Raw genomic sequence first — 11,492 nt, 5'->3', positions numbered from 1 at the left:
CCGATTCCACAGCGCGTACGAACGTTGTCGTACAGGATGTCGGCATGTCCTTCCCGCTGATGCCCGGCTACGACCACATCAACGTCGTCGCCGACCTCGATCCCGCCGCGGCGGTCCGCGACCGAGAGCTGGGCGATCGGACGCTGGAGTTCGGCAAGCTGGTCGAAATCGGCGCGCCGGACTTCGGTTACGCGGTCCAGAAGGGCACCGAGTGGCGCATCCTGAGCGCCGGCGGAGGCGACCCCGAGGGCGCCCGCTACAGCCTGGCCATCTACCTCCGCCAGAGCGCCATAGAGGGCGAGTGGGACCCCGAGACCGCGGACGCGATGCGTTCCGTAGCGGCACGCCTGGACCCCGAAGAGGGCGAGCAACTCGCCAAGGACGAATGGGAGATCGGCGATCGTCGCTACCGGGTCATACGCATCACCAAGTTCACCCTCATCGGCAACGGCACCATGGAGCCGCCCCGCCCCACCGACACAGACCCACCCGAGGAAGCCCGCTTCCTCGACGACTACCTGATCGACCCGCGCGCCCCCGCCGGCCAATGGGAGGCGAACCTCCGCCTCAACCTCGTCGGCTTCATGCCACCCCGTTCCACCAGCACCGCCGAGATCGAAGCCGAGGCCCGCCACGCCATCCGCACCCACCCGGGCGTGATCCTGCTCCCTCCCACCTTCACCGTCGTGGAGATCGAGGGAACCAAGTGGAAGCCGTTCACCGGCGGCGAGGGCCCCGAGCACGCGCGCCATCTCCTGGCCCGCTACTTCGGCGACATCCTGCCCCGCCTCCGCGAGTTCCGCGGCGAGCCCGCCACCGATGCCGAACGCGCCGAGTGGGCCGAGGCGGAACGCCATATCGAGAAGAGCAAGGGCCATGACTTTCATGTCATGGGGCGCCACTTCAGAACGATCCGCATCTCCCGCATGCTGCGCCTAGGCCGAGACGGCCCAGAGGCCCCCCGCGCCTCCGACCAGGAACGCTTCAGCCTCACCCGCACAACCACCGACGAAGAGACCTGACACCCGCCCTTGTCCAGGGCGCTGCCCCGGAGTTGGCGCGGCGGTTAGATGTGGATGCCACGCCCATGCACGTCATGCTCCGCGGCGGGGAATCGTTCTAGGGTCGGCTTTGCCATGTGCGAAGCTGCCCCCAGACGAGCCCGAGGAGACGGCGATGACGAGTCCATCCGATTCCGGTGAGCCGCAGTACCCTCCGGGGCCAGGCCGGTACGGGCCACCGAGTGCACCTCCCCTGCCTCAAGGCCACCCGAATTCGGGGCACGTTCCCGGCCCGCGCGGCACCGGGGGAGCGGGTGGCGCGGGTGGCAACCAAGGCGGCCCACGCGACCAGGGTCAGGGGTGGGGGCCGGGTCCTCAGGGGACCGGACCCTTGCGTCAGCCTCCGGGTCCCCAAGGCGGCTGGGAGCCTTCGCGTCGTGAGGCTCCGCCCACCAAGGGCCTGGTCGCATCGCTGTTCGACACCAACTTCGATCACATGGTCACGGTCTCCCTGATCAAGATCGTCTACCGCATCCAGCTCGTTCTGATCACGCTGTTCGCGATCGTGATGGGCTGGTACGGACTGGCGTTCCTTGAGTGGAACACCACGCTCGGCGTGATGACCCTCATCGCCACCCCGCTCGTCTGGATCGCGCTCGTCCTCGGCGTGCGCATGACGCTGGAGTTCCTCATCAACCAGTTCAAGATCAGCGAGTATCTGCGGATCATGAAGGACAAGAGCTGAGGCGGGTTAGGCTCGGCTGGGTCTCGGGATTGGGGCAGGGGTAGGTGGCCGACTTCCAGGAGGGTCCGCCGGAGACGCGGCGGGAGCCGGGTGTCACGCAGCGGGATCCTCGGGTTCCGGGGCCTCGGGGGCCGGGAGCCACGCGGCGGGACGGGGGCGCGGCGGGCGGTGGGCAGCAGGGGTTGATGCAGCTGCCCGCGGAGCTGGCGGAACGGTTCGAGTTGGTGGCCGAGCTGCCGGTGCAGGGGGCCGAGTCGGACCTGCTGCTGGTGCGGGACGCCCTGGCCGGCGAGTACGTGGTGAAGGTCTTTCGGCGGGGGTACAGCGCCGACCGGGATGTGTGGGCGAAGCTGCCGGGGCTGGACTCGCCGCATGTGGTGCGGATTCTGGAGACCGGGCATGCGGGCGGCCGGGACTATGAGGTCACGCCCTATGCGCCGGAGGGGAACCTGCGGGGGTTGATGGGTGGGCCCCTGCCGGTCGAGGTCGTGGTGCGGGTCGTTGCTCAGCTTGCTGAGGGGCTGGGGGACCTGCACCGGGCCGGGGTCGTGCACCGGGATTTGAAGCCGGAGAACGTTCTGATTGTGGGGGCTGACCCGCTTCAGCTTGTGATTACTGATTTTGGGCTCAGCAAGGTGCTCGATCAGAGTGTTGTTTATGCGTCGTCGTCGCGGACGTTGGCTTATGCGGCGCCGGAGTCGCTGTCGGGGCAGGTGTCGCCGGCGCGCGACTGGTGGTCGCTCGGCATGATCGTGCGGGAGCTTCTCACGGGGCGGGCGCCGTTTTTGGGGCTGAGTGAGACGGCGGTCGTCGATCATTTGGCTACGCGGGCCGTGCCGGCTGATGACGTGGCTGACCCGCGGGTGCGGTTGTTGTGCCAGGGGCTGCTCACGCGCGATCCGCGGCAGCGGTGGGGCGCGGAGGAGGTCTCGGAGTGGCTCGGGGGTGGATCGCCTCGGGTCGTTGAGGAGGCGGCGCACCCGGTCGCGCCGGAGGGGGCAGGGCTGCCTTTCAACGGGCAGCGGTATACGGACCGGGCCGAGCTGGCGCGGGTCCTTATTGACCAGTGGGACTACGCGGCCCTGTATTTCTTTGGGCGCGGGGAGTCCGGCGAGGCTTGGCGCAGTCTGCGGGAGTGGCTGGCGGAGGTTCCGGACGACAGCCGGATCGGGCTGATCGACGGGTATCTGACGACCGGGCTTCCCGCCGATGTGAAGCTGCTGCATCTGGTGCGGTGGCTTGATCCGTCGCTGCCGCCGCACTTCCTGGGGCGGCGGGTGACGGGTGATGACCTGGCTGGTTTGGCGGGGCAGGCGCAGGATGCCTCGCATCCCGACCATCGGACCGCGTGTCTGCTGGGGCGGGAATTGTGGGACCAGAATCTGCTGCAGGTCCTGGTCGGATTTGAGGGCGGGCGGGATCTCGCCCGGGTCGATGACCAGTGGCGCAGTCATGTGACGGCGTGGAACAAGCTCGCCGGGTGGCTGCGGGAGCACGAGTCGACGCCGCCCGCTTTGGCGGCGAGGTTGCCCGATGCGGGAGCCACGGATGTGAAGGTGGCCGGGACGCGGGGGCCGGTCGTCGCGGACGACCCGCCGGTGGTGTTGCTGACGCTGCTGGCGCTGGCGGCCAAGCCCGCGGAGACGCGGCGTTCGCTGGCCGAGGCGGCGGCGCGGGCACGGGCGGCGGTGCCGGAACGGATCGCCTGGTTCGAGTGGATGGCCGGCGCGGCCGGTGACGATCCGCTGCGGCTGCTGACCGTCGTACGGGCCGCACCCCAGGCCGTCGCGGAGGCCGAGGGGCACGCGCGCGGGCGGGACGCGGCCAAGCGGGAGTCCGAGGCGCTGCAGGAGCAGTGGGCCGACCGGGAGCGGCGGCGGCTGGCCGGGCGGAACGCGGCCGTTGCGAGGGCCGTTGCCTGGTCGTTGCCGTTGTTGGCTGTGTGGCTGTTCGTCAGCTGGCTGGTCGGGGCGTCGGGAGGGGACGACAGCGGGACGACCAAGTCGGTTGGGGGGTTCCAGGGCGGGGGCGGCATCTCGTTCGGCGTCCTGGCCGTGCTGTCGGTGCTCGCGTGGGCGGTGCAGTGCGGCAGTGAGGTTGTTGTCGCCCGGGCGCAAGGTAAGGACTACCTGCCGTTCGGGCCGTGGTCGTGGATGTCGCGGCTGCTCGGCGCGGGCGGTCGCGGGCTGTCCAAGGCCTCGCAGACGATGTCGGGAGCGGCGCAGCGGACCGGGCGGCGCGGCTGCGGGCTGCTGCTCCTCGCCGGGATCGTTCCGCTGCTGCTGATCCTGTTGCTGATGGCCGTGCTGACCTCGGTGGCGAGCCTGCTGTGGACGTTCATGCTGGTGGCGGTCGCGGCCGGGCACGCGGTCGGGGCGGGCGTACGGCTGCATTGGTGGCGGCAGGCGCACGAGGTGGCGGAACGAGACTTTGGAGGCACTAGGTGAGCAGCGGCGTCGAGGCCGACATCGCGCTGGACGCGGCGGTCGTCCTCAGCCTGGGCATGAACCGGGTGCTGGGACGGACCGCCGGGCTGGCCGGACGCGGGGCGGAGGCGCTGGCCGCGCTCGCGGCGGACAAGGCCGAGGCGCGGGCGGCGGCACTGGCCGACGCGCAGGCCTACGACCAGGTCCTGCGCGAGGTGCTCGCCCGCAACGCCCGCATCGCCGCGCTGGAGGAGACCCGCGGCAAGCTCGGCGCGAACGATGTCGAGCTTCCCGCGCCGCTCGAGGTGGGCGAGGACCAGGCGGCCGAGGAGCTCACCGCCTGGTGCGCCGACGCCGACCGGCGGCTCGACGAGATCGAGCACGGGCTGTCCGAACGGCTCGCCGCCCAGGTCGCCGCCGAGATCTTCACCGTTCCGGCGGAGGGGCTGAGGGCCGACACCGGGGGGTCACGCCCCGACGACCACGCGGAAGCCACCGGAGCGGAAGCAAGCCGCGCGGAAGCGGGCAAAAAGGACGCCGGGGTCGAGGACGATGAGGTCCGGCGGACGCTTGAGCGGGTGCTGAAGAGGCTGCTGCCCGACACCACGGCCGAGGACCGGCGGGCCGTCGCCGAAGCCGTACGGCTGCTCGCCGAGACGCCCAGCGTGGCGGAGGCGGAGGCCGTGCTGACCGAGGTGCGGCTGCGCGTGAAGGCGGCCAACGACCACACCGAGCTGCACCGCGAGGCCGAGCGGCGGCGGGCGGCGGAGCGGGAGGCGGCCGAGCAGGCGGAGGCCGAACGGCGGTACGTGCTGGACTCGATCACCACCGCGTTCCAGGACATGGGGTACGAGGTCGACGCCGGCTTCGAGACCCTCACCGCCGACGACGGCACGCTCGTTCTGACCAGGGGCTCCTGGCCTGACCACAGCGTGAAGATGCGGCTGGGCGACCGGCAGGTACGGGCCGCGATGGTCCGGGAACGGCCCGCCGAGAGCGAGGACGACCGGCGCCTGGACGCCGAGCGCGAACAGGAGTGGTGCGAGGCGTTCGAGGCGGCGCGGGAGCGGTTGGAGGGGGCCGGGGTACGGTCGGCGGTGACCTGGCGGCTCGACCCTGGCGTGCAGGAACTGCCCGTCACCGCCGCGGCACGGCAGACTGGAGCACGTGCCGGCACACGGGCCGGGGCGCGTAAGGGAGAACGTTCCGGAGAACGGGAACGCCAACGGGAGCGCGAGCGGAGTGAATGATGACTGAATCGCCGACCCTCGGGGGGCGGCTGCCGGGCTGGCCGCCGTTCATCCGCGAGCTCGACGCGACGCTGTCGGTGCACTCCCAGTACGTCCTGTCGGGCAACCTCTACGACAGCTTCCTCGCGCCGCCGATGGACAGCAGCGGGCCGGCGCGGCTGCTGCCGCTGCGCGACCTGCTGTGGGAGTGCCTGCGGTCCAGCGGCTTCTCGTGCCTGCTGGTGTACGACCCCGTGGACGGCCTCCAGGTGCTGCCCGACACCGACGACGAGATCGGCGACGAGGCGGCGAAGGCGGCCGAGCGGCTGCTCGGCAAGCTGAAGGACGAAAAGCCGTCCCTGGAACGATTGACCAAGCTCATGGCCGCCGTGGCGCGGCCCGAGGACGACGTGCGCGCCGCGTTCATCATCGACTCGGCCTCGCGCATCGCGCGCACGCCGACCGACCTGGAGCCGGCCGAACGCGACTTCTTCCGCTTCTGCACGAAGCTGTCGCGGTCGGCGACGCCGGTACGGGTCGTGGGCGCGCGCCCGAAGCCGCTCTACAACCCGATCCTGTGGCTGGTGGAACGGCCCGGCGACCTGCCGCCGTGGATGACCACCGACAACGAGAACATCCGGGAGATCACGATCCCGCGCCCGCACCTGGGCGACCGGCAGGAGACCGCGCGGCTGCTGGCGCGCGCGTTCGGGGTGTCGGACGTGGGGGAGGACGCGGCGGCGGCCGAGGCGTGCGACGCGTTCGCCGAGCAGGCCGACGGGCTCACCCTCCAGTCGATGATCGAGGTCACGCGGCTGGCGAAGGAGCGCAACGTCTCCCTGGCCGACCTGCCCGACGCCGTACGGACCTACAAGCTCGGCGTGCTCGACAACCCGTGGAGCCGCGGTCATCTGCGGCGGCGCGTGCTGGAGGGCGAGAAGCGGGTGCCCGAACGCGTCATCGGCCAGCCGCAGGCGGTGACCAAGACCCTCGACATCCTCAAGCGCGCCGTGCTGGGGCTGTCGGGCGCGCAGGCCACCCGGTCGGGCAGCCGGCCGCGCGGCGTGCTGTTCTTCGCCGGGCCGACCGGAACCGGCAAGACCGAGCTGGCCAAGGCGATCACCGAGCTGGTCTTCGGCGACGAGTCGGCCTATCTGCGGTTCGACATGAGCGAGTTCTCCGGCGAGGGCTCGGGGGACCGGCTGATCGGGTCGCCGCCGGGGTACGTGGGGCACGAGGCGGGCGGCGAGCTCACCAACGCCGTCCGGGAGGATCCGTTCCGGGTGATCCTTTTCGACGAGATCGAGAAGGCGCATCCGCGGATCCTGGACAAGTTCCTGCAGATCCTGGAGGACGGACGGCTCACCGACGGGCGCGGCAACACCGTGCATTTCTCCGAGTCGATCCTGATCTTCACGTCCAATCTCGGGATGTACACCCAGGCCCGCGACATCACCGTTCGGCCGGACCTGGCGGCGGCGCCGTCGCGGGTGCAGAACATCACCCCGGACATGGACTACGAGGAGGTCGAGGCGCGGATCAAGTCTGCGGTCGCCGACCACTTCACCGACGTTCTTAACCGGCCCGAGATCCTCAACCGGCTCGGCGACAACGTCGTGGTGTTCAACTTCATCAACGGCGAGGCCGCGGAAAAGATCTTCGAGCTGCAGTTCGCCAACATCTGCCGCCGGGTCGCCGAGGAGCACCGGCTCGTGCTCGCGGTCAAGGGCGACGCCCGCCAGACCCTGCGGGAATGGTGCACCGGCGAGCTCGACAAGGGCGGCCGCGGCATCGGCATGGCCCTGGAGGCCTACTTCGTCAACCCGCTCGCCCGCGCCCTGTTCGATCGCGAACTGGTCCCCGACGAGCGCATCACCGTGTCCGCCATCCACCGCGAGGGCAGCATCGTCAGCCTGGACCTCCAGTGACTCCCGTCACTCCCGAGGCCCCCGGCCCCGACGGTGACGGGGCGGATCCGGGGGGTGGTGGATCACGTGGAGTGACCGAGTTGTTGCTGGCCAAGGCCCATTTTCCGGTGACCACACTCGGCCCCGGAATCCGTGCCGGGATCTGGATGCAGGGTTGTACGCTGCACTGCCCCGGTTGCCTGTCCCGCGACACCTGGGACGCCGATCCGGCCAAGGCGGTGCCGGTCGAGGCGGTGCTCGGCTGGCTGGCGTCGCTGCCGGGGCCGGTGCAGGGAGTGACGATCTCGGGTGGAGAGCCGTTCCAGCAGCCCGCCGCCCTCGCCGAGCTGCTCCGGGGAATCCGCACGTGGCGGGAGGAGTCGCCACGTGAGACGATTCCGTTGGACATTCTCGTCTACAGCGGATATGTCTACTCTCGGCTCTCGCGCTCCACCGAGACGCGCGAGATCCTTGAGATGTGTGACGCCGTCGTCGCGGGACCGTACGTCGACCGTCTCAACCCGGGGGGGCGACACCCACAGGGTGGCTCTCTACTCTGGAGGGGATCGGCCAACCAGCGGATCGTGCCGCTGACCCCGTTGGGGCAGGAACGGTACGGAGCGGCGGCCGGCGACATGGCAAAGGAAGAAGCAGGGCCCCGAGTGCAGGTGTCCGTGGATGAGGGGCCGGAGGGAAGGCGGGTGTACTACATCGGGATCCCGCGAAGGGGTGACATGGAGCACCTCACATCGACGCTTGAACGTGCAGGGGTGCGCGCCGGGGGTGTGTCATGGCGACCTTGAACTGCCCAGTCTGTGACGCTCCGTTCCAGCCTGGCGATCTGCTCTGCCTGAGCTGCGGTGCCAACCTCGCCCGTGCGGGCGGTGGACGGCGCAACGCCGGTGGAAACGACCCCCAGCAGCCTCCCCGCATGCCCCCGCCTCCCGCTCCGCAGCAGCAGTACGGTCAGCAGCCGTACGGCCAGGAGCCATACCAGCAGCACCCTCAGCAACCGGACCCCTACCAGCAGCAACAGCAGGCTCCGGACAACCCGTACCAGCAGCAGGCTCCCCCGCAGCAGCAGGCCCCTCCGCCTCCCCAGGACCCCTGGGGTGCTCCCCAACAGCCTCAGCAGCCGCAGCATCCGCCTCAGCAGGGCGGTGGCGGTGGTGGCGGCCAGGATCCCTGGGGACCGCCGCTGCAGCAGCCTCAGGGGCCGCCGCAGGATCCTTTCCAGCAGCCTCCGGATCCGTATCAGCAGCAGGCCCCTCCGCCGCAGCACCAGGCTCCTGATAATCCGTACCAGCAGCAGGCCCCGGACAACCCGTACCAGCAGGCTCCGGACCCGTATCAGCAGGCACCGGATCCCTATCAGCAGCAGGCGCCGCAGCAGCAACAGCAGCAGGCCCCGGACCCCTGGGGCCAGCCGCAACAGCAGCAGCCTCCCGGTGGTCAGGGATGGGGTCCGCCCCAGCCGCAGGCTCCGGACCATCAACAGCAGCAGCACATGCCGGGCGACCACCCGTTCCCGCCGCCCCCGCATCAGCCCGATCAGCGGCCTCCCATGCCGCCGACGCACGGGCGGGAGGCGACGCTGCTGCCGTCGGACGCCGCGATGGGCCAGCAGCAGCAGCCGCAGAGCACGGCGTTCATGTGCCCGTACTGCGAGGCGGTGCTCACCAACCCGGGCGCCGCGCAGTGCGACTCGTGCCTGCGCCCGCTGCCGCAGCGGGGCACGCCGGTACTGCGGGTGCACTTCCCGACGGGCGAGCTCAAGATCTCGGTCGGCCAGCACCTGGTGCTCGGCCGGGACGCGGGCCAGTCCCCGGTGGCGCAGACGTTCACGCAGTACGACAACGTGTCGCGCCGGCACTCCACGGTCTGGCTCGACCCGTCGGGCACCGCCTGGGTGCGCGACGAGGGCTCCACCAACGGCACCTTCGTCAACGGTGAACGCCTGCCGCGCGGCGTGGAGGCGCCCCTCCGCGACGGCGACCAGCTCCGCCTGGCCGCCGACGTCACCGGCACTGTCCAACTGAACTAGCGCCCAGCCAGCCAGCCCGCCCGCCTGTCTGCGGAGGCGGCGGCGAGCACGAGTCACCGAAAGGGCGGCTCTCCCACCGGGAGGGCCGCCCTTTCGCATGCCTGCACGCCCTCACGAACACCGAACCGTGCCGTACGGCCGCCGAATACCGGGCCGTACGCACTCCGGATCATGACCGACGGGCGCGGCGGATAAACCGCCACCTTCCGGGAATTAGCCACTTAAAACTAATAGCGGAAAAATGGTCGTCAGTGCAGCTCGCAAGGGGTGTAAGAAGGCCACGCGAGAGTGTTTATCGGTTCGTGTCCGCATTCTCTCCGCTCTGAACGAGATGCCCGTGGTAGGAATATGCATCTCGCGAGCAATGGTCTCGCGGATGGCAATCAGCCCCACTTCCGGGAATTGCACCTCTGGAGCTTTCGTGAGCCTTGGTTCTCAGCGTGCGCGCATCAATGGTCCGTTCCCGCTCGGCGCCGCGGCCGCGGTGGCGGTCGCCCTGCTGGCGTCCGGCTGCGGCGGCAGCAAGAGCGCCGGGGCCGAGGGGAACACGTCCTCGAACGCGGCCAAGCTGCCGCAGACGACCACCTACACGACCGTCAAGTCCCTGCCGCTGGACAGCGGGACCGACGGCGGCGACGGCACCGTGGTCCGCCCGGCCAAGGACCTGCCGATCTCCGCGACGCCGGGCGGACCGGCCGTCGCGACCCTCCCGACCACCCAGCTGGGCGGCCCCACCTGGGTGCCCGTCGTGGAGTCCAAGCCGGGCTGGCGCCGCGTTCTGCTGCCCAGCAGGCCGAACCGCGCCACCGGCTGGGTGCCCGACAACGGCGGCCTCACCGTCGCGCGCAGCCCGTACACCATCAAGGTCGACCTCAGCGACCGGAAGCTGACCCTCGCCAAGGCCGGCAAGACGACCGGCGCCTGGAAGGTCGCCGTCGGCGACGCCAAGACCCCGACGCCGACCGGGCGGACGTTCCTACTGGCCCTGCTGAAGCCGGCCAAGCCGACCTTCAGCCCGCTGATCCTGCCGGTCGGCACGCATTCCGCAACGCTGGACAGCTTTGGCGGCGGGCCCGGCACCGTCGCGTTTCACGGCTGGACGGACAAGGCCGTTTTCGGAAAGGCCGTCACGCACGGCTGTGTCCGCGTTCCGGCGGACGCCCTGACCCAACTCTCATCGGTCGCGCTCGGGACGCCCGTACTCATTACGGACTGACGAGCCTTCCCAATTCACCCCCCACAAAGGAGAACGATATGCGCTGGTCACACATGGCCGTCGCCGGCCTTCTCGCCGCCCCCCTCGCCATGACGGCGGCCCCCGCGTACGCGACGAACACCGGCTACGGCTCGGCGTACGCGATCACCGCCGCCGGCCCGGTGGCCATCCCGCCGACGACCACGGTGTCCTCGGCCGGCCGCCGGCCGCTCAGCAAGAGCCTGATCGCGCTTCCGGCCAACCCGGTGCTGCACGCCCGCGCGCTCAACTCGGCCGCCTGGGCCGGTCACGCCCGCGCGAGCGTCGCCGAGCTGGCCCTGGCCAAGGCCCAGCTGGTCGCCAAGCTCGTCACGGCCACGTGCGAGCACGGCCGCGGCGCCTCGCACCTGGTCCACGTCAAGCTCGGTGGCCACGTCCTCGCCGCCACCCCGCGCCCGAACAGCGGCATCGACATCGCGCTCGGCCCGCTCGGCACCGCGACCGGCATGCTCAACAAGCAGGTCCGCAACGCCGACGGCAGCCTCACCGTCACCGCCATCGAGCTGAAGGTCCCGCTCGGCCCCGCCGGCGTCCAGACCATCAGCGTCGCGTCCGCCACCTGCGGTGGCACTGGCAGCGGCGCCGTCGACCCGTCCGCCCCCGACGAGCACACCCCGCCGAACGGCAACGGCGGCCCGGGCGCTCCGGGCACCCCCGGCCACCCGGCCGCCCCGGCGCCCAAGCCGACCCCGGTGGGCGGCGAGCTCCCCGTCACCGGCTGACCCCGCAGAACGCTTGCCCGGCCCAGCAACCCCCCAGGCCGGGCAAGCCCCCCGCCAGCCCGCGCACTTTAAGTGCCTGACTGGCCGAGCAAGTCACTCACTGCCGAGGCAGCGCCCTTAGCTCGGCAGGTGCAGCACTAGCCCCGCCTAGCGAGCCACCTGC

At 70.8% G+C, this 11,492-nt stretch carries 9 protein-coding genes; all 9 read left to right on the top strand.

Annotated features, from left to right (window positions below; translation table 11 throughout):
• Nucleotides 1–44 precede the first annotated feature (44 nt).
• The 9 genes from J4573_RS07150 (at nucleotide 45) to J4573_RS55170 (ending at nucleotide 11,329) form a co-directional block, all read left to right on the top strand.
• Complete coding sequence (locus J4573_RS07150) at nucleotides 45–1,022, top strand: DUF5954 family protein (protein WP_208254488.1); 978 nt, start codon at nucleotides 45–47, stop codon at nucleotides 1,020–1,022.
• Between the two features lie 370 nt (nucleotides 1,023–1,392).
• Complete coding sequence (locus tag J4573_RS07145) at nucleotides 1,393–1,746, top strand: DUF4282 domain-containing protein (RefSeq protein WP_208254487.1); 354 nt, start codon at nucleotides 1,393–1,395, stop codon at nucleotides 1,744–1,746.
• A gap of 185 nt (nucleotides 1,747–1,931) precedes the next feature.
• The gene (locus J4573_RS07140; RefSeq protein ID WP_243772640.1) at nucleotides 1,932–4,193 is read left to right on the top strand and encodes a serine/threonine-protein kinase; all 2,262 of its coding nucleotides are present in this window, start codon (nucleotides 1,932–1,934) and stop codon (nucleotides 4,191–4,193) included.
• The gene (locus J4573_RS07135; protein ID WP_307796525.1) at nucleotides 4,190–5,422 is read left to right on the top strand and encodes a response regulator receiver protein; all 1,233 of its coding nucleotides are present in this window, start codon (nucleotides 4,190–4,192) and stop codon (nucleotides 5,420–5,422) included. Before J4573_RS07140 ends, J4573_RS07135 begins: the two co-directional genes overlap by 4 nt.
• Nucleotides 5,422–7,329 (top strand): AAA family ATPase, encoded by a 1,908-nt coding sequence (locus J4573_RS07130; protein WP_208254485.1) that lies wholly within the window; start codon nucleotides 5,422–5,424, stop codon nucleotides 7,327–7,329. Before J4573_RS07135 ends, J4573_RS07130 begins: the two co-directional genes overlap by 1 nt.
• Before the next feature lie 71 nt (nucleotides 7,330–7,400).
• On the top strand, nucleotides 7,401–8,111 hold the full coding sequence (locus J4573_RS07125) for a 4Fe-4S single cluster domain-containing protein (RefSeq protein WP_208254484.1): 711 nt from the start codon (nucleotides 7,401–7,403) through the stop codon (nucleotides 8,109–8,111).
• A gap of 128 nt (nucleotides 8,112–8,239) precedes the next feature.
• Nucleotides 8,240–9,352: an FHA domain-containing protein gene (locus J4573_RS07120; RefSeq protein ID WP_208254483.1), complete on the top strand. Its 1,113-nt coding sequence runs from the start codon at nucleotides 8,240–8,242 to the stop codon at nucleotides 9,350–9,352.
• 421 nt (nucleotides 9,353–9,773) lie between these two features.
• Nucleotides 9,774–10,568, top strand: a complete 795-nt coding sequence (ldt-CoaP, locus tag J4573_RS07115) for a L,D-transpeptidase (RefSeq protein ID WP_307796524.1) — start codon at nucleotides 9,774–9,776, stop codon at nucleotides 10,566–10,568.
• A gap of 38 nt (nucleotides 10,569–10,606) precedes the next feature.
• Entirely contained in the window at nucleotides 10,607–11,329 is a 723-nt protein-coding gene (locus J4573_RS55170) for a choice-of-anchor P family protein (protein WP_208254481.1), read from the top strand.
• Nucleotides 11,330–11,492: the final 163 nt, after the last annotated feature.

This window comes from Actinomadura barringtoniae (assembly GCF_017573505.1).
In the GTDB taxonomy this organism is placed as follows: Bacteria; Actinomycetota; Actinomycetes; order Streptosporangiales; family Streptosporangiaceae; genus Spirillospora; species Spirillospora barringtoniae.
The sequence above is the reverse complement of the archived record's forward strand: the minus strand, read 5'-3'. Positions and strand labels throughout refer to the sequence as shown.

Excerpts from the sequence above, each read along its gene's own strand:
- J4573_RS07140 (WP_243772640.1), top strand. The coding sequence starts at position 1,932 with ATGCAGCTGCCCGCGGAGCTGGCGGAACGGTTCGAGTTGGTGGCCGAG.
- J4573_RS07150 (WP_208254488.1), top strand. The coding sequence starts at position 45 with ATGTCCTTCCCGCTGATGCCCGGCTACGACCACATCAACGTCGTCGCC.
- J4573_RS55170 (WP_208254481.1), top strand. The coding sequence starts at position 10,607 with ATGCGCTGGTCACACATGGCCGTCGCCGGCCTTCTCGCCGCCCCCCTC.
- J4573_RS07130 (WP_208254485.1), top strand. The coding sequence starts at position 5,422 with ATGACTGAATCGCCGACCCTCGGGGGGCGGCTGCCGGGCTGGCCGCCG.
- J4573_RS07120 (WP_208254483.1), top strand. The coding sequence starts at position 8,240 with ATGCCCCCGCCTCCCGCTCCGCAGCAGCAGTACGGTCAGCAGCCGTAC.